Below are 23,911 nucleotides of genomic sequence, written 5' to 3' on the forward strand. Positions count from 1 at the left end.
GGCAGGGGCGGGCAGTATGCCGCATTGTGTTGCTGCACGGGGCCGGGCGTCGAAAGGCGCTCCGGCCCTGTTTTTTGGGTGCGTCGGGCTTTGGCGGGCTGCCGTCTCCGACCGGATCGTGTACAATTGCGTGCCGTGACCCTGCGGCCGTTGGCGCGGGAAGATGACGGGCGTATTACCGGTGCGGCCGGTCGGGAAGAACCCAGGAGTTGCCATGTACGATTATCTTTCGTTGTCCGATGCCGTGGCCGATGTGCTGCGCGCCCGGTTGGCCGGAGTGGCTACGGCCCCGGAACGTCTGTCCGTGCCGGTGCCGGGCGGGGTGCTTCTGTGCATGCCGGCGGCTGACGACCAGATAGCCGTGGTCAAGACCATCACCGTACATCCGGGCAACCGGGAGCGGCCGGTCATTCAGGGCGAGGTGACGGTGATCGAGGCGGCCACGGGCCGGCGTCTGGGGACGCTTGACGGCCCGACCGTGACGGCCCGGCGTACGGCGGCCGTCAGCCTGCTGGCAGCCCGAATCCTGGCGGCAGACACGGCCGGCCCGCTTCTGGTCATCGGGGTCGGGGTCCAGGCCAGGGCGCATGTGGAGGCGTTTTGGCAGGGGCTTGGCGTACGCGCCATCACCCTTGTCGGTCGCACGCAGGAGCGGGCCGAGGCCCTGGCAGCCTCCCTGGCCGAGGCAGGCGTCACGGTACAGGTGGCGACGGATAAAGCGGCAGTGGAGCAGGCCGTGCAGCAGGCGGCCATGATCGTGACAGCCACCACCAGCTGCGAGCCGGTGCTGGCCGATGTGGTGCGGGGCGACGTGTTTGTCTCGGCTGTCGGGTCATTCACCCCGGAGGCGGCCGAGTTGCCGGCCGCGCTGGTGCAGCGGGCGATCCTCTATGTCGACGATATGGAGTCGGCCAAGGTCGAGGCCGGCGATTATCTGCGCGCGGGCGTTCACTGGGAGAGGGTGACGCCGCTTGAGGCGGTGCTCGACGGCGTGCCGCCGCGTCCGGCTGGTCCGGTGGTCTTTAAGACGGTTGGGCATGCCCTGTTTGATCTTGCGGCGGCGCGGCAAGCCTTTGCCGGGAGTATTGCTTCGTCGTAGTTCCCCTTGTTCTGGCGGCAGGGGAGCGGCCTCTGGGAATCATGGCCTCGACGTCGAAGCTCTTCCCCCTGTGCAGGGCCGACGGAGCAACGCCGGACTCTTCTCGTCTTCTCTTGTGCAACTTTCGCGCAACGACCTGGCAACGCACCCGGTCAAAACAAACGAACCCCAGGTGGGATTCCAAAGGGCTCAGCCCTTTGGCCGCCAGAGGCATTCTTTCTTTCCCCTCCTCAACTAAACCGCACCCCGAAACAACCCCGCGCCTTTTTTGAGCGCCTCGGCCGTGCCCATGACGTAGAGCCGGTCGCCGGCGGCCAGGACAAAGGGGCCGTCGGGGTTGGGCACGAATTCGTCGCCGCGCCGGGCGGCGGCCACGGTCAGGTCGTGTTCCCGGCGCAGGTGCACGTCCATAAGCGACCGGCCGGCCAGGGGCGAGGCCGTGTCCACGGTAAAGACCGACACATGCAGCCCGGCCAGGGACTTGTCCGGCACAAAGCCCACCATCTCGTCGAGGGACCCCGGCAGCATGGCCTTGTACCCCTCGCGCCGGATGTCCTGGACCATGCGTTCAATGTCGTCGTGGGGCAGCATGAATTTGTCCATCACCCGGGTGAAAACGGCCAGGGAGGCCTCGAATTCCTCGGCAATAACGTCGTTGGCCCCAAGGTCGAGCAGGGCCTTGATCTCGGTGTTAAACCGGGTGCGGGCCACGATATAGATGGCCGGGTTCTCGAACCGGGCGATTTCCACGGCCCGACGGGCGGCGGCGGCATCGGAGACGACTACGGCCAGGGCCTTGGCCTCCTGCACGCAGATGTGGGTCAGCACCCCGGGTTTGGAGGCGTCGCCAAAGATGATGGGTTCGCCTTTTTTGGCTTCGTTTCGCACCGTGTCCGGGTTCATCTCCAAAATGACATAGGCGATGCCGGCCGCCTTGGCTGCCCGGGCCAGCTGTCGGCCGCCGGCCCCGAAGCCGAGGATGATCAAGTGATTGCAGTACGCGGCTGTGGGCGCGTCGTCAGGCGTTTCACAGACCCGAAGCAGCCGGCACACGAGTACGGCGGCGCGCGGGGCCAGAGCGATCAGAAACGGGGCCAGGACCATGGTTAAGATGCTGGCGGCCAGGAACTTCTGGTAGAGATGCTCGGAAATGACGCCCTGGGAAAAACCGGCCTTGGCCAGAATAAAGGAAAATTCTCCCACCTGGCACAGGGCCAGACCGACCAGCACGGCGATGCGGGTGGGGTAGCCCAGGATGCGTGTGGCAATACCGGCCACGACGGCCTTGATGGCAAGGAGCAGCAACGCGGCGGCCAGGATTTCCCAGACATGGACAGCGGCGGCCGAGATGTTGAGCAACATACCGATGGAAATGAAAAAGAGCGACGTGAAGACGTCCTTGAAGGGCAGGACGGCTTCGTGGAGGTTTTCCCGGTAGTCCGACCCGGACAGAAGCAGGCCGGCCAGGAACGCGCCCAGGGATAACGACAGGCCAATGGAGGCGGTCAGCAGGCTGACGGCCAGACAGATACCAAGGGCCGTCAGGAGAAACAGCTCCCGGCTGCGGGTGCGCACAATGGAAAGGAGCAGCCGCGGCATGAGTTTGCGCGACAAGACGACCAGCAAAATCAGGATGAACGCGCCTTTTCCGATGGTAAAGACAATGGAGTTGGTGAACCCGAAGGTGCGACCGGCCAGCAGCGGCACGGCCAACATCATGGGCACGGCCAGCAGATCCTGGAAGATGAGGATGCCAAGGCTCACCCGGCCGTGGGGCGCCTCCATCTCGGCCCGTTCCTGGAGCGTTTTGAGCACGATGGCCGTACTGGACAGGGCGGCCAGCATGCCCATCAGCACCGATGATCCGCTGGAGAACTCCACGCCAAAATAGGACAGGGAGAAAAAGACCAGCCAGGTCAGAAGCATCTGGGCCGTGCCGCCAATAAAGACCGGTCGCTTGAGCCGTGAGAGATCGGCCAGGGACAGTTCCAGGCCGATGGTGAAAAGCAGCATGATGACGCCGATTTCCGAGAGGATTTCAACGTCGTGGGCCGAGCGCACCAGCCCCAGGCCGTGGGGACCGCACAAGATGCCGGTCAAGAGCAGTCCGACCAGGGCCGGAATTTTCATGCGGTGGCACACCAAGATGACCAGTACGGCCAGGCCGAAGACGACGGTGATATCAGGAAGGACGGGGATATCCATACGGTTTGTAGGCCTCAAAAAGGAGCTTCTGGGATGTGCCTCGGGGCAGGTGGAGGGCGCTGCCTTGGGGAACGTCCTTGTTGTGTGGCTTAAGCGCTGCTTTCCTGACGCGCGGCTTCCATACAGTGGCGAAGGACGTCCAAGGAGGCCAGAACAGCCTCGCGTTGGGCCGGTTCGACCCGCTCCACCATGCTCTGGAACAAATCGGCCATGAAGGTGCGAATCTCTTCGCGGGCGCGTCGCCCGGTAGGGGTGAGGCTGAGCAGGGTGACCCGGGCATCGGCGGGATCGGGATGCTTGTCGATCAGCCCATGGCGCAATAACTGGGTGGCGACCGCCGTAACCCGGCTTTTGGTCACGCCCAGACGGCGACCAAGTTCGCCGGGAGCCAGATAGCGGTTTTCGCCCAGGGCAAGAAGCGCCCGAAGGGCAGCCGGCGGCAGGCCGAAGCGTTCGCTTTGCATGGCAATGCGGGCCTGGCAACAGGCAAAAAGGTTTTCCACCGCTTCCTGCAGTCGTTTGGCCTGTCGGGCGGCGATAGCAGCGTCGGGCGATGAGGGAGCGTCAGACATCATGTCCACACCTAAGGGAGCCTGGGCAGGGCTGTCAATGTGCGAAAAGACGTAAATTGACCGGTGTGCCTGTGGCGATTGGCCGGACCGTGGTGTAGACTGCCGCAAAACACCAGGGCTGCCAGCCGGCGGCCGGTTCCGGGAGGCGCACATGTCCCAGCCCAAGGCTCCGTGGATTTGTCAGAAGTGCCAGGCCGAAAACGACCCGGATTTCACGCATTGCCGCTTGTGCGGCGAAAAACATCCTGATGCGCCGCCAGTTGAAGTGGCCTGCGCCAGTTGCGGCACAAAGCATCCGGGCGGCAGTTGTTGTCCGCTGTGCGGCAGCCAGGAGTTTTTGCAACTCTGATTTGCGGTTCGTCCGGCCCCTGCGGCCGCTTGTTCCATCGAAAGGACGCACTGGCCGGCGCAAGAGCCAAGCTGGTGCCGCGAGGAGGCGGCGTGCCCCATGATATTGACCTGATTCTGACCCTGACCGCCGGTCTGGTGGCCGCCCTGATTCTGGGGCTGACCGCCCGCCGACTGTCGCTCTCGCCCATAGTCGGTTACCTGGCCGCCGGGTTTCTCATTGGCCCGTTTACCCCGGGTTTTGTAGCCCATGGCGGTATGGCCAACCAGTTCGCCGAATTGGGCGTCATTTTGCTCATGTTCGGCGTGGGCCTGCACTTTCATCTCAAGGATCTGGTGGCCGTGCGCGGCGTGGCCGTCCCTGGGGCCGTGGCCCAGATAGCCGCTTCGGCCGCCCTGGGCGCCGTGGTCAGCCATGCCCTGGGCTGGTCCTGGACGGCCGGGATCGTCTTTGGCGTGGCCATCTCCGTGGCCAGTACCGTGGTCCTGACGCGGGTTTTGGCCGATAATCGCGCCTTGCATACCCCGACTGGGCACATTGCCGTGGGGTGGCTCATTGTCGAGGATCTCTTCACGATTGTGGTGCTGGTGCTCCTGCCGGCCCTCTATGGCCCAACCAGCAGCGGCGACGGCCTGGGCCTGACCCTGGGGCTTGCCCTGGCCAAACTGGCCGCCCTGGTCGCGGTCACAGCCGTGGCCGGACGGTGGCTGTTGCCGCGCTTTTTCGGCCATGTGGCCGGCACCGGTTCCCGGGAGCTTTTCACCCTGGCCGTGCTGGCCGCCGCCTTGGGGCTGGCTGTCGGTTCGGCGCTCTTTTTTGGCGCGTCCATGGCCCTTGGAGCCTTTCTGGCCGGCATGATCGTTGGCCAGTCGGAGTTCGGGGCCAGGGCCGCGTCTGACGCATTGCCCATGCGCGACGCCTTTGCCGTGCTGTTTTTCGTTTCCGTGGGCATGCTGCTCGATCCGACCACAGTGGCGGCCCAGTGGCGTCTGGAGCTGGCCACCATCGGTATTGTACTCATCGGCAAGCCCCTGGCGGCGCTGGTGGTCGTGCTGCTCCTTCGCCGGCCCCTGGCGGTCGCCCTGTCCGTGGCCGTGGCCCTGGCCCAGATTGGTGAATTTTCCTTCATTCTGGCCGCGTTGGCTGGAGGCCTGGGTATTTTGCCGGCGGAAGCCACCAATGCCCTGGTCCTGGCCTCGGTGGTGTCGATCATTGTCAATCCCTGGCTTTATCAGGCCGTGGCCCCGGTTGTGGCCTGGCTTTCGCGGAAGGGGTTTATCCGGGCGCAAGCGCCGCCAGAGGGGGAAGGTTTTGCGCCTGACGCCGTCAGGCACCGGGCCGTCGTAGTGGGGTATGGACCGGTGGGAGCGACGTTGTGCCGCATATTGCGCGACAACGACATCGAGCCGGTGGTGGTGGAGATGAACATCGAAACCGTGCGGGCGCTGGCGGCCTCGGAATTGCCCGTTGTCCACGGCGATGCCGCGAGCCGGGAGATTTTGCTCCATGCCGGCATTCTGTCCGCCCAAAGCCTGCTCATTACCGCGTCGGAAGTGGCGGCCGCCGAGATCGTGGCCGCAGCCCTGGACCTGCAGCCGGGCCTTCGCATCGTCAGCCGGGCCGGCTATCTGCGCGACGCCGCCGCTCAGCGCCGGGCCGGAGCCCAGGCGGTCTTTTCCGGGGAGGGCGAGATCGCCCTGTCCATGACCGCCTATCTGCTCCACGAACTCGGGGCCACAGACGAGCAGATCGACCGCGAGCGCGAACGGGTGCGCCGGGAGCTTTTCGAGCCGGTCAGTCCGGTGGAGCCAGACAGTCCGGTCGCAGCCTGAAGCCGGGGATCAGGAACGCGCCTTGCGGGCCTTGGCGGTTTCCAATTTCCAGGCCCAGGCCGCCAGGGCGATGGCCAGCACCAACATGCCAGACAGGGCGTGGAACACGCCGGCCACGCCGGCTGCCAGAGCGGCTGGCGGGGCGTTGGTGAAATCAGCGTGGCTGGCCACCGTTCCGGAAGCCGCCACCAGTCCGGAAAAGATCGTCCCCACCAGCGGCAGGCCGGTTGATTGGCCAAACACCCGGGCGTAGTTGGCCAGTCCCGACCCGACGCCCAGGCGGTGGGGCGGCATCTGGCCCATGATGGTGGAGTTGTTGGGGGCCTGGAAGATGCCGATGCCAAGGCCCACCGGCATGGAACGCAGCAGGTAACCCCACCAGGGCGTGTGCTCGGTCAGCGTCCCCAGGGCCAGACAGCCGCCAAGGAGCACGAGAAGCCCTACGAGGCTTATGACCCGCGTGCCGTAGCGGTCGGCCAGGGAGCCGGAGAGTGGGGCCGTGATGGCCATGGAGGCCGGCAGGATCATCAGCATAAGACCCACCTGGGTGACGCTATGGCCTTGGGCGGATTGCAGGAAAAACGGCATGATAAAGCCGCTGGCCCCGGTGATGAACACCAGGACGGACATGGCCAGGGGCAGCGATACCAGAGGATTGGAAAAAAGCGACAGGTCGAGCATGGGGGAGGCGCTTTGGCGCTCCACAACGATAAAGGCGGCCATACCGGCGGCGCTTATGCCAAGCAGGCCCAAGGCGAGCGGATCAGTCAGCCCGTGGCGTTGCATGAAGGTCATGCCCAGGCAGTAGCAGGCCAGGGTCAGGCAGGCGAGAATGGCCCCGGGCACATCGAACTGCTCCCCCTGGCGTACCGGAGGGAGCGAGGGCATGTAGCGGCGAACGGCCACAAAGGCCAGGATGCCGAGCGGGACGTTTAAGAGAAACAGAGCCCGCCAGCCGGCCAGACCGATGATAACCCCGCCAAGGGGCGGCCCGATCATGAGGCCCATGGCCACGGTGCCGCCGATGAAGCCCAAGGCCCGGCCCCGGCTGGCCGGGGGGGCGATCTGGGTCACGATGGCCATGCCAAGGGACTGGCTCATGGCCGCGCCGATGCCCTGGAGCGCCCGAAAGCCGATCAGCCAGTACACCGACGGGGACAGGCCGCAGCACAGCGAGGCCAGGATGAAAAGAACCAGCCCGGCGGAGAAAATGCGTTTCTTGTCGCGCATGTCGCCCAGGCGCGAGATCAGGAGCAGCAGGCTGGCAATGACCAGCACGTAGCTTAAAATGACCCACTGGATGGTGGCGAAATCCGTGTCCAGGCTCTCCGTCAGGGTGGGCAGGGCCACGTTGACGATGCTCATATCCAGCGTGGCCATAAAAACCATGAGGTTGACCCCGATCATGGCCAAGGCCGGACGCGCAACCGGCTGCGGCCCGGCTGGGGTGGTTGACTGTATCATAGGCGTGTAATCCTTGAGCGGCGTGATGCCGGTCACCGTGTACGCCACTGGGCGGCGACGGGGAAGGAATTTATGGGGCAACGCCCGGGAGGCGGTGGTCCAGGCTGCCGCTGGTCACGGCGGCAAAGAGCCAGTGGGTAAAGCGGGCCAGGGAGTCGGTGTCGGCCCGGCGCGACAGGGGATGGCGGGCGAGCATTCGGTCCATGGCCGGGGGCAGGCCGGCCGTCTCGGACAGCCCCAGGTAGCGGGCCTGGGCCTTAAGTTTTTGCCCGACGAGATTGACGCCCCGGTCAATGAGCAGTTGCAGGGGGATGTGGCAGGCGAGCTGCCATTCGAGGTCGATATAGCGCACATCGCCCGTGCCAGGATGGCGCAGCACGTTGCCGGGATGGGCGTCCAGGAGACTGCCGGGCAGCCAGTGTTCGTTGTCGTGGCCCGGGTAGAGGTCCGCGCCAAGCTGGTTGCGGCCAAAGGCGCCAAAATCAGCCGCCAACGCCGGGTTGCCGGGTCTGGCCCGGGAGGCGACCCGTTCCATCCACTGGATCAGCAGCCGGCCGGCCCGGGCCGGGTCGCCGTCTTCCACCGCATCCACAATCATCTCCAGAAAGCTGGCGTAGCCGAGGTGATACGGTTCGCTGGCCTTTATCTGCTGGCGGCCGGCGGCAAAGGACAGGGGCGGGAGATGGTGGAGGTTTCGCCGGGTCACGACCACGCCGTCCGGTCCTTTGTCCACAAACCGGGTCATGGTCTGGAAATGCGGCGGGCAGGAGTCGGCATTGACCGCCACGGCCAGGGTCCCGGCGTTGGCGGCAAGCAGGGGGGCGTCCTCCCGGGCAGCGGCCAGGACAAGAAATGAGTTCATGAAATGGCCGGCCACACCGCCGGACAGGGTCGAACGCAAAAACTGGCGTTCGCCAAAGGCCGGCACGGCCCGGCCGCCCGGGTCGGACGTGGGCAATTCCAGGAGCGGCAAAACGGAAAAGCCGTCACGGGTGAGCGCCGCCTGGCTGACGACGGCGTCGGGCATTTTGTAGTCCGGAGACGGATAGTGCCAGCGGGTGGCGGCAAAACCGGCCCGACCCAGCATGGCCTCCAGGGTCGGCCGGTCAAAGGTGCGCACCCCGGGTCCGCCGGGATAGCCGTTTATGCCGTCATAGGGCCGGCCGGTGTGGTCTTCGGGCAACCCGGCCAGGTATTTGTGTCCCAGGCGGTTTTCCAGGGCCAGGATCAAGCAGCCGTCCGGGGCGAGATAGCGCCGGGCTTCGGCCAGGAGCCTGGCATACGGCTCGGGGCCGTCCACAAAGGCCCCGGCGTATTCCAGAACGCCGACCAGAGTCACCACATCGAAGAGGCCGTCGTAGGGCAGACCCACGGCGTTGGCGGCGATGATCTCCAGATTGGGAGCGTTTGGAAGGCGGGCGCGGATGACGGCCGCCCGGTCCGGGGAGCCTTCCACGGCCGTTATGCGATGGGGCAGGCTGGCCAGATGGGCGGTCAGCGCCCCGCAGCCGGCTCCGAGTTCCAGGATGCGGCCGCCCGGACCGAAATCGATCCAGGAGAGCAAGGTCTTTCGGCGCGGCGAGAGATGGTAGCGCACGGCCCAGGAGGCATCCTTGGGATAGAGCTCGTATTCGTTGACGGCGTGGTCTGTAAAAAATGTGTGCAGCCAGGCTTCCGAGCCGTCGCTGTAGCCTATGCCGGCGTCATCCCCGGTGGTCATGTCCTGTCCTTTGCGGCGGTTGGGAATACGGGCACGGGCTGCACGGGCTTCGGGTCGGCTCATTGCCCTCGCAGCCATGCGTCCAGGCGGTCGCAGGCCGTGTCGATTTCGGCCATGTCGCCGCCAAAGGACAGCCGCAGGCTCTGTGCCCCGCCCGGACCGAAGCTGTCGCCCGGAATGGTGATCACCCGGGCTTCCCGGATCAGCCGGGTGGCCACATCCATGGGCGCGCCCGGCAGCTCGTAGCGGGCCATGATGTAAAAAGCCCCGCCCGGGGCATTGTAGGCGATGCCGGGGATGGCGTCGAGGCGCTCCATGATGCGCCGGCGTCTGTCCCGCAGGGCGTTGAGGAACCCGGTGTAGATGTGCTGGGGGCCGGTCAGCGAGGCCAGGGCGGCGATCTGCGACGGGGTGGGGGCGCAAATGGCCGTGCAGTCGTGGACCTTGAGCATTTGGGCCATGATCGGTTCCGGGGCAAAGGCGTAGCCCACGCGCCAGCCGGTCAGGGCAAAGCGTTTGGAAAAGCTGCCCACGGCCACGAGCCAGGGCCGAAGCTCGGGCAGGCTGGCCAGGGAAAAGGCCGGTTCGTCATAGGCCAGGGCGTCGTAGGTGTCGTCGCAGACGACATACAGACCGTGGCGCAGGGCAATCTCGGCCACGGCCAGCAGATCGGCCTTGGCAAAGACCGAGCCGGTGGGGTTGTGCGGCGAATTGATGATAATTGCCCGGGTGCGCGGGGTGACGGCAGCGGCCACGGCCTCGGGGTCAAGGCTCCAGTCGTGGCGGCGAAGGGGAACAAAAACCGGACGGGCTTCGGCCAACAGCACCTGCTCCACATGGGAGGGATAAAACGGCTCCGGGACGATAACCTCGTCGCCGCGTTCGCATAGGCACAAGACAGCGCACAACAGTGCTTCCATCCCGCCCACGGTGATGGCGATTTCCCGTTCCGGATCGGCCAGCAGCTGTTTTTCGGCGGCCAGCAAATCGGCCACGGCCCGGCGCAGTTCCACGGTTCCGGGCTGGAGGGAATATTTCCCGGCCGAGGGCAGATCGGTTAGCGCCTGGCACACGGCCTCGACCACGTGGGGCGGGGTGGCAAAGGACGGCACGCCCTGGCCAAGGGAGACGCAGCCCCCGATCTCGCTGGCCAGCATGGGCATGAGCTTGGTGGCGGAAATCTTGATGTTGTGGGCACGTTGGCTGAAACAATATGGCAGGCTGGTCACGGCAACTCCAAGGGAAAAGGTCGGGTCTGTGCAAAGACCAGACCCGTGGCGGCAGGAAACGGGAACAAAAAATGTATGTCGGATGCATCAAAAACAACGCAGTTTTTCATGCAATGAAACATTCCATTATAAAGGAGCAGTTCCCGGCAAACCAGAACGGGAAGAACCGGAGTGAGCCCTACGGGGTGGCGATTTTGGGATGGGACTGGGCCGTTTTGGGGGCGGCCAGGGCCTTTTCAAATTCCGCCACGGAATAGCCGGCAATGGCGGCGCCGTCGATCATGACCAGCGGCACGCCGCGCCCGCCATAGCGCTTGAAGCGCATATTGGCGGCCGGGTCCTTGTCGATGTCGTAGACGGTGTAGGGGATACCCTTGCCGTCAAAGTAGGCTTTGGTTTTGGTGCAGTAGGGGCACCAGCTGGTGACATAAAGCTCCACGACGGGACCAGCGGCGGCGAATTGGGCGACGGCCAGGAGCAGGGCAATGGCCAGGGCCAGGGGAAGGGTGCGGGTGGTCAGGGAACGAGTACGGGGCATGGCGTGCTTCCGGTTTGAGAGTTGGCAATCACTGGTCCTAGCCGGGGGAAGCAGGCCGCGTCAAGACGACAATTGCCCGTCTCCGGCGGTTGCCTGGTCGGGCCGGCGATGCTAGGGAGCCTCCCATGCCGGGATACAAGATGCACATTGCCGGTGCGGCTGCGGTCACCGGGGCGGCCGTAGCCGGGGCGTCATGGCTTGGGTTTTACCGCCCCGGGTTTGAGACCTCGATTTGCCTCGGGCTTTTTTCCGTTTTGGGCGGGCTGTTCCCCGATGTGGACACCGACTCCAAGGGGCGGCGTTTTTTTTACGGCGCAGCCCTGGTCGTGGACGGATTCCTCATCTTTCGTGAGCAGTACCGCTATGCGGCGGTACTGGGTTTTTGCGCTTTGCTGCCGGCCATAGGCTCCCATCGAGGCTGGACCCATTCCTGGTGGGCGGCCCTTTTAATCCCCAGCTCCGTCCTGCTGGCCCCCATGCTCCTGCTCGGGCTGCCCTGGAAGCCGTTTATTCCCTACTATGTAGCCACGGTGCTCGGCTACTTTTCCCATCTGCTGCTTGACCGCAAGTTCTGACCGGGGACTCCCGGCCTCGGCCTCAGTGCGGCAGGGACAGGCTGGTCATGTCGCGGTATTGGTCCGTGGCGAGGAATTCGGTGACGGCGCCGTCGAGGCGGGCGATTGTTTCGGGCGGGACGGCCGTGCTGCACATGATGGAGCGCTCAACCCCGGGCGGCGCATCAGCCAACTGGAGCAGCCGGATGTGGGCGCCAAGCTCCGGCTTTTGGCTGATTATCCAGGCCAGTTCTTCAGGATCGACCAGCATGGCGTCAAGGCGGCCCTGAGCGACAAGCTCCACCAGATGGGTGGTGTCGGAAAAGCGTTTGACGGAGCGTGGGGGGTGTTCTGCAAAGGCCTTGTCGAAATGCTTCCCATAGGAAAATCCCTCGCGAAGCCCCCAGTGCAGTTCCGTGCGAAGTAGGTCGGCCAGGTTCGGCGGCGGGGCCGACGCCATAGGCAGGGTACGGCTGATGGCCACTGCCACCGGCTGGTTGCGGTACAGCGGCAGGCTGAAGCGGGCAAATGCCTCGCGCTCCGGGGTTTTGATCCAGCCCACGGCGCAGACCTGGCTTTTGCCGTCGGCGACGGTAGCGACGATGCGCCCCGGCGGCATTTCCCGCACCGTGACGGGAATCCTGGCCCGGTCAAAGACCTCCAGGGCGGCCAAGAGGAGAAAACCCCCAGCAGCCTTGCCTTCGTTGAGCAGATAATAGGGTGGGCGATGGAATACGAGCACTGTCACAGGATGGATTGATTCACCGGCCAGGACCGGCCCCGGCCACGACTGGAAGGCCAAGGCGGCCAATGAAGCCAAAATGGCACACAACAGACGTCTGGACATGGCATGTTCCCGCGTCGACGCGCTGTTACACAGAGGGAAGGGCACTCCATTTTTCTTTGTATCGCGGAAAAATAATCTGCTGTCAAATAGCCGCATCCCCGACGGAGCTCTTGCTTTTTTTGAAACGAACGGCATACATCAACAAAGTGACACTGATCGTCAATTCCACCCAGCCCTGAGTGCGAAGGGGAGATCCGCCCGCATGAGCAGCAATACCAATATCCTCCTTGAATCCGGTACCAACGAACTCGAAATCGTTGAATTTTATCTGGAGGAGCCGACGTCGTCGGGCAAGACTTACGTTGGCTATTACGGGGTCAACGTTGCCAAGGTGCTGGAGATCATCAGGTTGCCCAAGGTCACAGAGATGCCGCAGACGCCGCATCCTTGCGTTTTGGGGACGTTTAACTTGCGCAACAAGGTCGTGCCGTTGGTGGACCTCAGTCTGTGGCTTGGCAAGGACCGTTCGCACAATGCCTCGGACAAGGTGGTGGTGACGGAATTTAACCGGGTGGTCAGCGCCTTCCGGGTGTCCGGCGTCACCCGTATCCATCGTCTGAGCTGGGAGCAGATCGAGCCGCCAAGCATCCAGGTCCAGACCTATTCCGGCAATTCCGTGACCGGCGTGGTCCAGCTCGATACCCGGGTGGTCTTTATTTTGGACATGGAAAAGATCGTGGCCGATCTCAATCCGGAACTGGCGCTCAAGGAACTTGACGAGGAAGTCTTTGTCGAGCGGCAAAAAGAGCTGCCGGACAAGGACATGATCTTCAAGGCGCTTATTGCCGACGACTCGACCACCATCCGCCGCATGATCGGCACGTCGCTGGAAAAGGCCGGCTTTGAGGTGACGCGCACCATAAACGGCCGCATCGCCTGGGATCAATTGCTCGAGTGGAAGACGGCGGCGGCCACCGAGAATCGGCCCATCACCGATTTTGTGCATGTCCTTGTGTCCGACATCGAGATGCCGGCCATGGATGGCCACAGCCTGACCAGGAAAGTCAAGGAAGACCCGGTGCTCAAGCAGTTGCCGGTGATCCTTTTCTCCTCGCTTATCACCGACAGCCTGCGCCACAAGGGCGAGGCCGTCGGAGCCGACGATCAGGTGTCCAAGCCGGAAATGCTCCAACTGGCCGAGAAGGCCCGGGCCTTGGCCTGGGAACGTCTGGCCGCCATCAGCGCCTGATTACGGGCGCAAGCCCGCACACCAGTTGACCACAGCCCGGGCAATCGCCCGGGCTGTTTGCGTTTGGCGCTCCTCGCCGGCCAGGGCCGTTTCCTCAGCCCGATTGACGATGACCCCGGCCTCCACCAGCACCGCCGGCATGGCTGCGGCGTGGAGCACGGCCAATCCGTCGTAGCGGTAGACACCCACCTGATCATCCACCAGAGGCCGGCGCTCACCCGGGATGTCGGCAGCGTGGTGGCGGGTAAAGGGCAAGCCCTCCCGGCGCATCTGCCGGCCGATGAGCCGGGCCAGGGCCAGGCTGTCGTCGGGGTGTCGGTTGCGGCCGGAATAGAAAATTGAATAGCCGGCAAAGAGGTCGCAAAAGCGCATGGTCTTGCCGTTTTCCGTGTGGCTGGTGAAAAACTGCGGCTGGGCCGAGTCATGGTGGATGGAGATGAGCAGGCCGGCCTTGGCCGCGTTGGCCTGCTTGGCCCGGCCGGCCGGGGACAGATCAAGTCCGGTCGGGTCAATGCGAAAGGCCTTGGGAAAGCCGGCCGCCCTGAGGGCGGCCACGACGTTGCCGGCCAGCCGGTCGTTGAAGCGATATTCGGCCACGCCGGAGGCGCTGGTGGCCCCTGGGAGCCTGGGGCCGTGTCCGGCGTCGACGGCAATGCCCAGAGTGGCCGGCAAGCAGCCGGCCCAAAGTATTCCGCTCTCGGCCAGGACAACGGCCAGAAGGATCAGGAGAAGCCGGGGCAATGGCGTCAGGCGGCGAAGGGGCATGGCGCGGCGTCCTTATCCCGTTTTGCCCGGCGCTCCGGGCAAAACGGGGATGGTCGGCGGCCGGTGACAAGCTGGTCGCAACGAAGGAGCGGGCTGTCCCGGCCCTGGCCCGGGGCCATGAAGCCGGTCCCGGATCAGGACAAGGCTCAAGCCGAAGGAGGGCGGATCAGACCATCTTGCCTTCGTCAATCAGTGAATCCTTGAGCCCGGCGTCGAGGAGATCTTCCGGGGCAGTCAACAGATTGTTCAGGAAAACACTGGTCTTTTCCGTCAGCCACTGGTCCCGGGCCAGGGTGTCCACGGCGCGCAGGCGCTCGGAACGCTTGTCGGCCGGCATGGATTTATCGGCAGCGATCTGGTTGCGCAGGAAATGGTAATAGAGCTTGGAGCCGAACACTGAGGCTGTGGTATCGACGCCGATAAAGACGCGGTGCAGATCGTCCCGGGTGCGCTCGGCCGCGATGCCGCGCAGGAAATGCCAGGGAGCCGTGCCGCTGGTCAGAGAGGCGAAGAGGTAGCGGACCTTGTAGAACCGCTTGCCCGTAATGAAGGCCTGTTCCATATCCGAAGCCGTGCACACGCCTTCGACACAGCTGTTGAGGGCGCGGCGATAGGGCAGTTCCACGGCGGCGATGACAACCTGCCAGAGCATATAGAGATTGATCAAAGTCATGATGAGAATGCTGCTGTTGCGAAGCGACGGATTGACGTCGCTGGCCCAGTTGAGAAACAGATAGATGAAGATAAGGATGAAGACGAAGTATTTGACGGCGAACAGGATCATATGGGCGACGGAACCAATTTTCCAGTGCAGGCGGATGATGATCGCCATGAGGGCAATAAAGACGACAGTCTGGAAATATATGCTCATGTTGATCTGGGCGAGCTGGTCGAGCATGGTCCACTCCTCGGCGTTTCGGTGCATGCGTGGTGGCCGACCCCCCGGGCCGACTCTCGGTCCGGGGGGTCGGGAACCGTTGTGATCGGTCTACCTTGTACCTTTGGGGACGTTGCTTGGCAACGGGTGGAACCGTTTTGCCGCACAGCAATTCCGCACCTGATCGGCAGGCGTCGTCAATCCTGGCGCAGTTTTTCCTCCACGGCTTCGATTTTGGCCGTGATCCTTCCGGCCGGACCGGAGCGCCAGTCGATGCGGATGGCGATATGGATGCGGCCGCAATCTTTCTCCAGTTCCTCCTTGCAGCGAGTGACAACGGCCAGGACCTCGTCCCATTCGCCCTCGATGCTCGTGGACATGGGGGAAAAGACGTAGGGCAGGCCGGAGGCGCGCACGATGCGGATGGCCCTGGCCACATAGGCCGACAGATTTTCGCCCTTATCCAGCGGGAAGATCGAAAAATCCAGAATAGTGCTCATGGTTGGTTCTCCGCGGCGAATGTTTCGACGTGCACGGTGACGGCGTGGCTGCGGCCCTGATCGTCGGCCACGGCTACGCGGTGCGCGCCAGGGGTTGGATGCCAGAAAAGCCGTTGTCCGGGAGCGCCCTGGGCGGCCAGCACCCCGTCCACGTACCACGACAGCCGAGTGGCCGCTGCCGGGGTGTCGGCGGTGAGGGCAATCTGCTGGAACGTATCCGGGATGTCCGGGCGCACCGCATAGACCGTGGCCGGACTGGGCGAAATGATCTGCAATCCGTCGCCGGCGGCAGCTGCGCAGTCGGGGGCCGGCGGCGGGGGCGTCTCGAAGGGGATGCCCACGCTTCGCCACCAGCTGACCAATTCGGCCGGATATTCGGCTACAGCCACGGTTTTGGCCTCACGCCCGGCTAGGCAGTCGGGGCCGAGGCGTTCGCCCGTGGCCGCATCGACCAGCATTCGTCGGTGAACCGGGCAGGGGCCAAGGCGGGTGCGGCCTGGGATGATGGTCGCCGTGACGCGCCTGGGGCAGTCCGGGCCTGGCAGCTGCCGGCTGTCGGCGCAGACCTCGATTTCGGTGATGTTGAGGCCCGCTTTGACGGCTGGTTTGGACCCGCGCGGTTCCAAGGCCCGAAACAGTTCAAAGAGAATCGGCCCGGCCTGGACCGCGCCGGAAATGCCGGCAATGGGCGTGCCGTCCATGTTGCCGACCCACACGCCGATGACGTGTTCGGCGCTTACGCCGATAGCCCAGGCGTCGCGGTGGCCAAAGGATGTGCCGGTCTTCCAGGCCACCGACGGCACTGCCAGGGCGCGTTCCCAGGAGGTGGGCAGATCCGGGCGTTCCAGGCGGGTGAGGATGCCCGTCACGAAGGCGCAGGCTTCAGGCGAAAAGAGCCGGTCGCCGCGCACGGCCGGCCGTTTGGCCAGGATGGCCGGCGGCAGGGCGCGGCCGTCGTCGGCCAGGGCGGCGTAGCAATTGGTCAGGGCCAGGAGCGTGGTTTCACCGCCGCCAAGGATCAGCGACAGGCCGTAATGGGCCGCCGGCTTATCCAGCGTGGCAAGCCCCCCCCGGCGCAGCAGCTCCAAAAATGGGGTCGGCCCGACCTCGTTTAACAGCCGCACGGCCGGAATGTTGCGCGAGGTGATAAGGGCCTGCTCGGCACTGACCCGGCCAAGGAAAAGTCCGTCGTAGTTTTTCGGGGTATACCCGGCAAAGCTGGTGGGAATGTCGAGCAGCTGGCTCTGGGGAAAAATCAACCCCTGGTCCATAGCCAGGGCGTAGAGAAAGGGCTTGAGCGTCGAGCCGGGAGAACGGCGGATGGTTGCGCCGTTGATCTGGCCAAAGCGGGCGTCGCCGAACCAGTCCGTGCCGCCGACCATGGCCCGGACCTCGCGGCTGCCCGGATCGAGGACCACGGCGGCCACGCTGCCGATGCCCTGGCCGGCCAGCCAGCGCGACCTGGACCGCAGAATGTCCGTGGCGGTCTTTTGCGCGCCCGGGTCCAGGGTCGTGTCGATGCGCGCGGCGTCGCCGCCAAGCTCCCGGGCCATCTGGCTGAAGTGCGGCGCGTCAAAAGGCAGGCGCACAAGGGCGTGGGGCACCGGCGCCTGGGCTGCCTCCCGGGCGGCTGCGTCGGTCACGATCCCCAGGCGAGCCATGGCGGCCAAGAGCCGGTTGCGGGCCGCCTTGGCCGCCTCGGGATGGCGCACGGGGTCCAGGCGCAGGGGCGAGCGGGGCAGAACAGTCAACAGCGCGGCCTCGGCCAGGGACAGCCGGTCGGGCGTTTTGCCGAAATAGAGCGTGCTGGCCGCGCCGACGCCCACAATGTTGCCGCCGTAGGGAGCCATGTTGAGGTAGCGCTCCAGGATGGCGTCCTTGGAGAGCCGGCGTTCCAGGGCCAAGGCGGCCAGACTCTCGTCCAACTTGGCGGCCAGGGTGCGTTCCCGGGGCCGGGCCAGCCGGGCCAGCTGCATGGTGATCGTCGAGCCGCCGGAGACCACCCGCCCGGCCGCGAGGTTGGCTGCCGCAGCCCGGAAGAGGGCCAGGGGGTTGATCCCGGGGTGGCTGTAGAAATGGCGGTCCTCGGCGGCAATGACCAGCTGCGGCAGGATGGGGGACACCGTCGGCAGGCGCACCGGAAAGCGCCAGGCCTCATCCGGGGCCAGAAACAGGCGAAGGGGCTGGCCATTTCGGGCCGCAACCACCGTGGAGGGAGGGGGCGTCAGCGCGGACAGGGGAAAGGGCAGGGGGGCGTACCGGGCGGCCACAAGCCCGGCCGCTGCGAGACCTGCCGCACAGGCCAGGGCCGCCAGCCAGCGGCGAAGCGACAGACCGACCACTGAACCGAATACCATGACTAGGCGTTGGCTTTGGCGACCAACTCCCGGCAATGCTGCAGCAAGTCGAGGATGTCGAGCTGCATGTGCACCCGGCAGGTGAATTCCTCGACCTCCACAGGCTTGACCAGGAAATCGTTGGCCCCGACCTTGAGAAACCGCACGGTCTGGTGGCCGCCTTCGGCCGAGACGCCGATGATGGCCAATTTATCCTTGGGTTTGCCGGCCCGAATCTCCTCGATCAGCCCGAACCCGTCGAGATTTGGCATGTTGTAATCGGTGATGACCAGCCGGATGTCGTCGTTTGCGGCCAGGACATCCAGGGCCTGGCGGCCGTCTTCGGCTTCCAGCACCTGGATGTTGAGATTTGTAAGCAGCCCCGAGAGCCGGGCCCGGAAGAGTTTGGAGTCGTCAGCCACCAGGGCGCGCACGAACTGGTTTTTGTACAACCGTTCGATCAACCGTTCCATGGCCTCCATTTCGGCCATGGTCTTGATGAAATAATCCACGACATTGTCTTCGAGAAGCAGTTTTCGCACCTCCTCGGAGAAACTGGCCGTCATGACCACCGAGGGAATGCCGAGCGACTTGGCCAGGGGGACGATGCGCCCGTCCGGGTCGTCGGGGAGATTTCGATCCAGGATGGCCACGAAAATCGACTCGCGCCGGGCCGTCATGGCCTGCTCGGCTTCGGCCAGGGAGTGAGCCACGATGGTGGGGAAGGGCGTACAGCCGGCGATATGCTGGGAGATGATCTTGGCCTGGACGCGGCTGTCCTCCACAACGAGGACGTGGCGGTGATCGGTCATGCTGCCATCCTTATCTCTTTGAGGTGATGCCTGCTCAATAGGGGATGGCGACGATCCTGGCAAGAAGGCCGGACGGGTCGCCCCATCCGGCCGGGTGGCTACCAGTGGCGGGTCATATACGGGGTCATTTCCCGTTCAAACGTGGCCGGGTCGGTGGTGGAGACCGTCGGCGCGACAAAGGCCGTGGGACTCACCCCGGCCATGGCCCCGACGGTGGCGTCCATGGGCAGGGTTCGGCTTGCGGCGGCGATGATGTTGTTGTTGCGGGCGTCGATGACCTCAAGGGAAAAGCGTACCCCGGCCGGGGTCACGGCGTAGGTGCCGGCCAGGACCAGGGTGGCCGTGGCCCGCTTGGTGGCCAGGGCCTTGGTGTCCCGGGTGAGCACGAACTCGCCCTGGCTGCGATTGAAGATGATGTCGCTGGCCTTGCGGATTTCCTGGACATTGTAGCCCATGCCGACAAAGGCGGCATAGAGTTCCTGGCCCATGAGCCGCGAAAGCGGCGAGGCCCGTTCCAGATTGTTGAGATCGGCCGGGGTGGTGATGACCAGCCAGTAAAGGCCCCGACTGTTGTCCGGGCTGCCCATGCCCAGGCGCGGCCCAAGCTGGCGGTCGAGATCGGCGGCCATGGCCATGGCCACGTCGGGATACTGTATCGGCGGCGGGGTTTTGCCCGAACCGCACAAGGCTCCCATGAGCAGCGGCGAGAAAACTGCCGCCAGGAGAAGGGGCATAAGGCCCATTAAGCGACTGGTCTTCATGATGGTCTCCTTATTTGGCGGCCGGGGCCGGAGTCGGCGCCGGTTTCGGGGCCGGTTCGGGCGGGAAGGTCGCCGGCGCGGGCTTGGGTTCCGGCGTCTTGCCCGGAGTCTGGCCCTGTGTCTGGGCCGGGGCCTTGGCCGGTTCCGGGTCCAGGGGATAGATGGATTCGGTCGGCGCCTCGTAGCGCTGCTCAAGCCTGGGAGCGGCCGGATTGCGGCTCGTGGGAGCCGGGGCCTGGGCCTTGGGCGGCGCAGGCTGCCGTCTGTGCGGCTTGGCCCGGCGCGATTTGCGTTTGGCCGGCCGGGGAACAAAGGGCTTGGCCGGCGTGGACGGGGTCGGCGGCTCGCTCACGTCACGGATGGTCAGTGTGGTCGGAATGGGAGCGGAAGTGCCGGCCATGGCCTCGCCGGGCAGCCCGGGATCGGCTGCCGCAGTCAGAAAACAGACGGCCAGGACGGCCGGAAACAGGCGGATAGCGGACATGGCGATTTCCTCCCCGGGACTCTCCCCGTGCCAGGATCATCGGTCGATCCGGCGAAATCTTTACGGTCCTTTCCTCTCCATTTGCGTCCGGGGGTTGCCTAACAGCCCAAGAAGTGTTTTATGGAAATACAAGGTGTTGCTTGTCCCCGCCGGCTTGGGTCTCCCCGACCCGGCCGTCAGCGGTCAGATCCATCGGGGACCTATAAAGGAGTATAAGACATGGCTGAGCAACTGGAAATCTACAAGTGCGAACTGTGCGGCAATATCGTTGAAGTCCTCCATGCCGGCGGCGGCGAACTGGTGTGCTGCGGCGCGCCCATGAAGCTTATGACCGAGAACACCGTGGACGCGGCCAAGGAAAAGCATGTCCCGGTGATCGAGAAAATCGACGGCGGCTATCTGGTCAAGGTCGGGGCCGTGGCCCACCCCATGGAAGAAAAGCATTATATCGAGTGGATTGAGCTTGTCGCCGACGGCAAGGCGTATCGCCAGTTCCTCAAACCCGGGCAGGCTCCCGAGGCCAGGTTCTGCATCGAGGCGGCCACGGTCAGTGCGCGTGAGTACTGCAATCTTCACGGTCTGTGGAAGAAGGATTAACGTATGCTGTCCAAGACCATGGAAAAGGCCATCAACGATCAGGTCCATTGGGAACTCTATTCCGCGTACCTGTACGTATCCATGGCCACCTATTTTGAGGACAAGGGGCTGATGGGCTTTGCCAACTGGATGCATGTACAGGACCAGGAAGAGAAGTTTCACGCCCAGAAGTTCTATAACTACATCGTGGAACGCGGCGGCCGGGTCATCCTGCAGGCCATAGAAGCTCCACCCCATGACTGGGCCTCGCCTCTGGCCGTCTTTGAGGACGCCCTGGCACACGAAGAAGGGGTGACGGCGCGCATCTATAAGCTCATGGATCTGGCCTTGGAGGAACGCGACCACGGCACGGCTTCCTTCCTCAAGTGGTTTATCGACGAGCAGGTGGAAGAAGAAGCCAACGTGGCCGATGTGATTTCCAAGCTCAAGCTCGTGGACCAGACCTCGGGCGGCGCCTTCATGCTCGACAAAGACTTGGCCACCCGGGTCTTCACGCCGCCGGTCAACGCCTAGCCCCTGCGCCATGCCCGGCGCACCAACGCTTCAGGCCGCCCGCGCCCGTCGTGGGCGGCCCTCCTTTCGTCCAAGGGAGTTTTTCATGGCTGCGTCATCCGTCAACATTGTCATTGGGGGCGAGGCCGGCCAGGGGCTGGTCACGGTGGGCGAGTTTCTGGCCCGGGCGTTGGCACGGGCCGGTTACGCCCTCGTCGTCACCCAGGACTACCAGTCGCGTATCCGGGGCGGGCATAACACCTTCGCCATCCGCGTGGATGCCAAGGGCGTGTTAGCCCCGACCGATTCCATTGATCTGCTGGTGGCCCTGTCCGCCGACACCCTGGCTATCCACAAAGACCGCCTGACGCCCCGGGCTCTGGTCCTGGCCGATGCCGCCGCCGGCCTGGACGGCTTGCCCGGACTGGCCATCCCCTACAAGGATCTTTGTCCCAAGCCGCTTTACGAGAACATGGCCGCCCTGGGCGTGCTCGGCGCACTGTTGTGTCTCGATCCGGCCTGGATCACCGGCCTTGTCCGGGAAAAATTCGCCAGGAAGGGCGAGGACGTCGTGGCCGCCAATCTGGCGGTTTTTGCTGCGGCCATGGACTGGACCGCCAGCCAGCAGGCCGCTTTTGCCTGTCTGGCTCCGCCGACGCACCAGGGCAAACGCCTTCTGCTTCACGGCAACGAAGCCATTGCCCTGGGCGCACTGGCTGCCGGCATCAATTTCTGTTCGTTTTATCCCATGACGCCCGGCACCTCCGTGGTGCAGACGGTCATCGACCATGCCGACGCCCTGGGCGTGGTGGTGGAACAGGCCGAAGACGAGATTGCCGCCGTCATCATGGCCCTCGGCGCGGCCTACGCCGGGGGACGCGCCCTGGTGTCCACCTCCGGCGGCGGGTTCGCCCTCATGGTCGAGGGCGTGTCCCTGTCCGGGATGCTCGAAACCCCGGTGGTCATTGTCGTGGCCCAGCGCCCCGGCCCGGCCACAGGACTGCCCACCCGCACCGAGCAGGCCGACCTCGATCTGGTCCTCTACGCCGGACACGGCGAATTTCCCCGGGCCATCTTCGCCCCGGGCGACCTGTCCCAGTGCTTTCAACTGGCTCACCGGGCGGTCTCCACGGCTGAGCAGTTCCAGTCGCCGGTTTTCATTTTGACCGATCAGTTTCTGGCCGATTCGTTTCGCGATACCGAGCCCTTTGCTTTGGCCGAGTTGCCGCCTGTGCCCCGGCCGCTTACTGCCGTGGCTGACGTCGGCGGCTACGAGCGGTACGCCGTGACCCCGTCCGGTGTTTCGCCGCGCCTTGTGCCGGGATTTGCCGCCACGACGGTGGTCCTCGACAGCGACGAACACACCCCGGACGGCCATCTGACCGAAGACCTGGGCGTGCGCGTGGTCATGCAGGACAAGCGGATGCGAAAACTCGGCGGCATGATGCAGGCCGCCCTGCCGCCTGACTTGTACGGCGAGGCGGCCGGGACCATGCTGCTTACCTGTTGGGGCTCGACCCTGGGGGCAGCCCTGGAAGCGGCGCAAATGCTGCGGGAGCGGGGCGAGCCGGCCAGCGTGCTCCATTTCAGCCAGGTCTATCCCCTCGTGCCGGACACGTTTGTGCCGCTTTTAGCTGCGGCCCGGCGCACGGTCATGGTGGAAGGCAATTTCGGCGGCCAGCTGGCCAAGCTCATCCGTCGGGAAACAGGCCATGTCTTTGACGCCCATGTGGCCCGCTACGACGGGCTGCCGTTTACGGCGGGTTTCATTGTCGACAAGCTTTTGGAGGTGGCCCGATGAGCGCGGCAACGCCGTATGGCGAGTTCGAAACGGCCTGGTGTCCCGGCTGCGGCAATTTCTCCATCCGAAAGGCCGTGGTTGCGGCCCTGACCGAACTCAAACTGCCGCCGCACAAGGTGGTCTTTTCCAGCGGCATCGGTCAGGCGGCCAAGGCCCCGCATTATATCCGGGTCAATGTCTTCAATGGTCTGCACGGCCGGTCCCTGCCGGCCGCCACCGGCATCAAGCTCGCCAATCCCGATTTGACCGTCTTTGCCGAATCCGGCGACGGCTGCTCTTACGGCGAAGGCGGCAACCACTTCCTGGCCGCCATCCGCCGCAATATCGACTTGACCTACATCGTCCACGACAACCTGATCTACGGTCTGACCAAAGGCCAAGCCAGCCCGACTACGCCCCTGGGCCAGAAAACCAAGACCCAGCCCCACGGCGCGCCCTCCCAGCCGTTTAACCCCCTGGCCGTGGCCGTGACCATGGGCGCGGGCTTCGTGGCCCGGGGCTTTGCCGGCGATATCGAACATCTGGCCGGATTGATCGCGGCCGCTGTCAGCCACCCCGGATTTGCGCTCATCGATGTGCTCCAGCCCTGCGTCTCCTTTAACAAGGTCAATACGTATGCCTGGTACAAGGAACGCTGCTACCGCCTCGGCAATGACCATGACCCCGCCGACCGCCGCGCCGCCCTGGAAAAGGCCCTGGAGTGGGGTGAAAAAATCCCCATAGGCATCCTCTGGAAAAGCGACCGGCCGCCCTTTGGCCCCACACCCAAGGCCCCCCTGGCCACAGCCGAGCCGAATATGGCAGTTTTAAGGGATATTTTGGAAAGTTATGCGTAGTTAAAAGAGGGAAGAGTGCCTCTGCGGCCGGGGACGAAGGAAAAGATGCCTC

Annotated in this window: 23 protein-coding genes; 9 read left to right on the top strand and 14 right to left on the bottom strand. The window is 64.6% G+C overall.

Features of this window, described 5'->3' with window-relative positions; translation table 11 throughout:
• The first annotated feature begins 214 nt into the window (after window positions 1-214).
• Entirely contained in the window at window positions 215-1,099 is an 885-nt protein-coding gene (locus NY78_RS16330) for a delta(1)-pyrroline-2-carboxylate reductase family protein (protein ID WP_043638158.1), read from the top strand.
• A gap of 234 nt (window positions 1,100-1,333) precedes the next feature.
• On the opposite strand, the gene NY78_RS16335 is transcribed toward NY78_RS16330, so the two are convergent.
• Entirely contained in the window at window positions 1,334-3,304 is a 1,971-nt protein-coding gene (locus NY78_RS16335; RefSeq protein WP_043638161.1) for a cation:proton antiporter domain-containing protein, read from the bottom strand.
• Window positions 3,305-3,393: 89 nt separating this feature from the next.
• Window positions 3,394-3,879, bottom strand: coding sequence for a MarR family winged helix-turn-helix transcriptional regulator (locus NY78_RS16340; RefSeq protein WP_231584023.1), 486 nt, complete (start codon window positions 3,877-3,879; stop codon window positions 3,394-3,396).
• A gap of 148 nt (window positions 3,880-4,027) precedes the next feature.
• Between NY78_RS16340 and NY78_RS16345 the strand changes: the two genes are divergently transcribed.
• On the top strand, window positions 4,028-4,225 hold the full coding sequence (locus tag NY78_RS16345) for a hypothetical protein (RefSeq protein WP_043638164.1): 198 nt from the start codon (window positions 4,028-4,030) through the stop codon (window positions 4,223-4,225).
• 92 nt (window positions 4,226-4,317) lie between these two features.
• On the top strand, window positions 4,318-6,057 hold the full coding sequence (locus NY78_RS16350) for a cation:proton antiporter (RefSeq protein WP_043638167.1): 1,740 nt from the start codon (window positions 4,318-4,320) through the stop codon (window positions 6,055-6,057).
• A 9-nt stretch (window positions 6,058-6,066) separates the two neighbouring features.
• Here the strand turns inward: NY78_RS16350 and NY78_RS16355 are convergent, their stop codons facing one another.
• The 4 genes from NY78_RS16355 to NY78_RS16370 all read right to left on the bottom strand — a co-directional run bounded on the left by NY78_RS16355 (window position 6,067) and on the right by NY78_RS16370 (window position 11,008).
• Entirely contained in the window at window positions 6,067-7,521 is a 1,455-nt protein-coding gene (locus tag NY78_RS16355; RefSeq protein ID WP_043638170.1) for an MFS transporter, read from the bottom strand.
• 70 nt (window positions 7,522-7,591) lie between these two features.
• Complete coding sequence (locus tag NY78_RS16360) at window positions 7,592-9,241, bottom strand: class I SAM-dependent methyltransferase (RefSeq protein WP_043638173.1); 1,650 nt, start codon at window positions 9,239-9,241, stop codon at window positions 7,592-7,594.
• Between the two features lie 59 nt (window positions 9,242-9,300).
• Window positions 9,301-10,470 carry a pyridoxal phosphate-dependent aminotransferase gene (locus NY78_RS16365; RefSeq protein ID WP_043638176.1) on the bottom strand — a complete coding sequence of 390 codons (1,170 nt, stop codon included), beginning with the start codon at window positions 10,468-10,470 and terminating at the stop codon, window positions 9,301-9,303.
• 178 nt (window positions 10,471-10,648) lie between these two features.
• Window positions 10,649-11,008: a glutaredoxin family protein gene (locus tag NY78_RS16370; RefSeq protein ID WP_047960239.1), complete on the bottom strand. Its 360-nt coding sequence runs from the start codon at window positions 11,006-11,008 to the stop codon at window positions 10,649-10,651.
• A gap of 125 nt (window positions 11,009-11,133) precedes the next feature.
• Here NY78_RS16370 and NY78_RS16375 point away from each other — a divergent pair, with 125 nt between their 5' ends.
• The gene (locus NY78_RS16375) at window positions 11,134-11,583 is read left to right on the top strand and encodes a metal-dependent hydrolase (protein WP_043638179.1); all 450 of its coding nucleotides are present in this window, start codon (window positions 11,134-11,136) and stop codon (window positions 11,581-11,583) included.
• 22 nt (window positions 11,584-11,605) lie between these two features.
• On the opposite strand, the gene NY78_RS16380 is transcribed toward NY78_RS16375, so the two are convergent.
• Window positions 11,606-12,409, bottom strand: a complete 804-nt coding sequence (locus NY78_RS16380) for a substrate-binding periplasmic protein (RefSeq protein ID WP_053062250.1) — start codon at window positions 12,407-12,409, stop codon at window positions 11,606-11,608.
• A 202-nt stretch (window positions 12,410-12,611) separates the two neighbouring features.
• Between NY78_RS16380 and NY78_RS16385 the strand changes: the two genes are divergently transcribed.
• Window positions 12,612-13,598, top strand: coding sequence for a chemotaxis protein (locus tag NY78_RS16385; protein ID WP_043638182.1), 987 nt, complete (start codon window positions 12,612-12,614; stop codon window positions 13,596-13,598).
• Here the strand turns inward: NY78_RS16385 and NY78_RS16390 are convergent, their stop codons facing one another.
• The 7 genes from NY78_RS16390 to NY78_RS16420 all read right to left on the bottom strand — a co-directional run bounded on the left by NY78_RS16390 (window position 13,599) and on the right by NY78_RS16420 (window position 20,133).
• Window positions 13,599-14,363 carry an N-acetylmuramoyl-L-alanine amidase family protein gene (locus NY78_RS16390; RefSeq protein WP_043638184.1) on the bottom strand — a complete coding sequence of 255 codons (765 nt, stop codon included), beginning with the start codon at window positions 14,361-14,363 and terminating at the stop codon, window positions 13,599-13,601. It lies immediately after the preceding gene.
• 166 nt (window positions 14,364-14,529) lie between these two features.
• The gene (locus NY78_RS16395; protein WP_043638187.1) at window positions 14,530-15,261 is read right to left on the bottom strand and encodes a hypothetical protein; all 732 of its coding nucleotides are present in this window, start codon (window positions 15,259-15,261) and stop codon (window positions 14,530-14,532) included.
• Window positions 15,262-15,437: 176 nt separating this feature from the next.
• Entirely contained in the window at window positions 15,438-15,740 is a 303-nt protein-coding gene (locus NY78_RS16400; protein WP_043638190.1) for an MTH1187 family thiamine-binding protein, read from the bottom strand.
• Complete coding sequence (gene pbpC, locus NY78_RS16405; RefSeq protein ID WP_043638191.1) at window positions 15,737-18,097, bottom strand: penicillin-binding protein 1C; 2,361 nt, start codon at window positions 18,095-18,097, stop codon at window positions 15,737-15,739. Before pbpC ends, NY78_RS16400 begins: the two co-directional genes overlap by 4 nt.
• A 2-nt stretch (window positions 18,098-18,099) precedes the next feature.
• A complete protein-coding gene (locus NY78_RS16410) occupies window positions 18,100-18,888 on the bottom strand; it encodes a response regulator (protein ID WP_043638194.1) in 789 nt (262 codons plus the stop codon).
• 98 nt (window positions 18,889-18,986) lie between these two features.
• Complete coding sequence (locus tag NY78_RS16415) at window positions 18,987-19,649, bottom strand: FlgO family outer membrane protein (protein ID WP_043638196.1); 663 nt, start codon at window positions 19,647-19,649, stop codon at window positions 18,987-18,989.
• A 10-nt stretch (window positions 19,650-19,659) separates the two neighbouring features.
• Window positions 19,660-20,133: a hypothetical protein gene (locus NY78_RS16420; protein WP_043638198.1), complete on the bottom strand. Its 474-nt coding sequence runs from the start codon at window positions 20,131-20,133 to the stop codon at window positions 19,660-19,662.
• Between the two features lie 219 nt (window positions 20,134-20,352).
• Between NY78_RS16420 and NY78_RS16425 the strand changes: the two genes are divergently transcribed.
• From NY78_RS16425 to NY78_RS16440, 4 genes are all read left to right on the top strand, one after another.
• Window positions 20,353-20,730 (top strand): desulfoferrodoxin, encoded by a 378-nt coding sequence (locus tag NY78_RS16425; protein WP_043638201.1) that lies wholly within the window; start codon window positions 20,353-20,355, stop codon window positions 20,728-20,730.
• 3 nt (window positions 20,731-20,733) lie between these two features.
• Window positions 20,734-21,243 (top strand): ferritin, encoded by a 510-nt coding sequence (locus tag NY78_RS16430; RefSeq protein WP_043638204.1) that lies wholly within the window; start codon window positions 20,734-20,736, stop codon window positions 21,241-21,243.
• A gap of 85 nt (window positions 21,244-21,328) precedes the next feature.
• Window positions 21,329-23,023, top strand: a complete 1,695-nt coding sequence (locus tag NY78_RS16435) for a 2-oxoacid:acceptor oxidoreductase subunit alpha (RefSeq protein WP_043638207.1) — start codon at window positions 21,329-21,331, stop codon at window positions 23,021-23,023.
• Window positions 23,020-23,859: a 2-oxoacid:ferredoxin oxidoreductase subunit beta gene (locus tag NY78_RS16440; protein WP_043638210.1), complete on the top strand. Its 840-nt coding sequence runs from the start codon at window positions 23,020-23,022 to the stop codon at window positions 23,857-23,859. Before NY78_RS16435 ends, NY78_RS16440 begins: the two co-directional genes overlap by 4 nt.
• The last annotated feature ends 52 nt before the right edge of the window (window positions 23,860-23,911 follow it).

The sequence above is a fragment of the Desulfovibrio sp. TomC genome (genome assembly GCF_000801335.2).
Taxonomy (GTDB): Bacteria; Desulfobacterota; Desulfovibrionia; order Desulfovibrionales; family Desulfovibrionaceae; genus Solidesulfovibrio.

Excerpts from the sequence above, each read along its gene's own strand:
- NY78_RS16375 (WP_043638179.1), top strand. The coding sequence starts at position 11,134 with ATGCCGGGATACAAGATGCACATTGCCGGTGCGGCTGCGGTCACCGGG.
- pbpC (WP_043638191.1), bottom strand. The coding sequence starts at position 18,097 with ATGGTATTCGGTTCAGTGGTCGGTCTGTCGCTTCGCCGCTGGCTGGCG.
- NY78_RS16435 (WP_043638207.1), top strand. The coding sequence starts at position 21,329 with ATGGCTGCGTCATCCGTCAACATTGTCATTGGGGGCGAGGCCGGCCAG.
- NY78_RS16360 (WP_043638173.1), bottom strand. The coding sequence starts at position 9,241 with ATGACCACCGGGGATGACGCCGGCATAGGCTACAGCGACGGCTCGGAA.
- NY78_RS16415 (WP_043638196.1), bottom strand. The coding sequence starts at position 19,649 with ATGAAGACCAGTCGCTTAATGGGCCTTATGCCCCTTCTCCTGGCGGCA.
- NY78_RS16380 (WP_053062250.1), bottom strand. The coding sequence starts at position 12,409 with ATGTCCAGACGTCTGTTGTGTGCCATTTTGGCTTCATTGGCCGCCTTG.
- NY78_RS16330 (WP_043638158.1), top strand. The coding sequence starts at position 215 with ATGTACGATTATCTTTCGTTGTCCGATGCCGTGGCCGATGTGCTGCGC.
- NY78_RS16390 (WP_043638184.1), bottom strand. The coding sequence starts at position 14,363 with ATGCCCCTTCGCCGCCTGACGCCATTGCCCCGGCTTCTCCTGATCCTT.
- NY78_RS16385 (WP_043638182.1), top strand. The coding sequence starts at position 12,612 with ATGAGCAGCAATACCAATATCCTCCTTGAATCCGGTACCAACGAACTC.
- NY78_RS16370 (WP_047960239.1), bottom strand. The coding sequence starts at position 11,008 with ATGCCCCGTACTCGTTCCCTGACCACCCGCACCCTTCCCCTGGCCCTG.
- NY78_RS16410 (WP_043638194.1), bottom strand. The coding sequence starts at position 18,888 with ATGACCGATCACCGCCACGTCCTCGTTGTGGAGGACAGCCGCGTCCAG.
- NY78_RS16355 (WP_043638170.1), bottom strand. The coding sequence starts at position 7,521 with ATGATACAGTCAACCACCCCAGCCGGGCCGCAGCCGGTTGCGCGTCCG.
- NY78_RS16430 (WP_043638204.1), top strand. The coding sequence starts at position 20,734 with ATGCTGTCCAAGACCATGGAAAAGGCCATCAACGATCAGGTCCATTGG.
- NY78_RS16340 (WP_231584023.1), bottom strand. The coding sequence starts at position 3,879 with ATGATGTCTGACGCTCCCTCATCGCCCGACGCTGCTATCGCCGCCCGA.
- NY78_RS16440 (WP_043638210.1), top strand. The coding sequence starts at position 23,020 with ATGAGCGCGGCAACGCCGTATGGCGAGTTCGAAACGGCCTGGTGTCCC.
- NY78_RS16395 (WP_043638187.1), bottom strand. The coding sequence starts at position 15,261 with ATGCTCGACCAGCTCGCCCAGATCAACATGAGCATATATTTCCAGACT.
- NY78_RS16425 (WP_043638201.1), top strand. The coding sequence starts at position 20,353 with ATGGCTGAGCAACTGGAAATCTACAAGTGCGAACTGTGCGGCAATATC.
- NY78_RS16335 (WP_043638161.1), bottom strand. The coding sequence starts at position 3,304 with ATGGATATCCCCGTCCTTCCTGATATCACCGTCGTCTTCGGCCTGGCC.
- NY78_RS16400 (WP_043638190.1), bottom strand. The coding sequence starts at position 15,740 with ATGAGCACTATTCTGGATTTTTCGATCTTCCCGCTGGATAAGGGCGAA.
- NY78_RS16420 (WP_043638198.1), bottom strand. The coding sequence starts at position 20,133 with ATGTCCGCTATCCGCCTGTTTCCGGCCGTCCTGGCCGTCTGTTTTCTG.
- NY78_RS16345 (WP_043638164.1), top strand. The coding sequence starts at position 4,028 with ATGTCCCAGCCCAAGGCTCCGTGGATTTGTCAGAAGTGCCAGGCCGAA.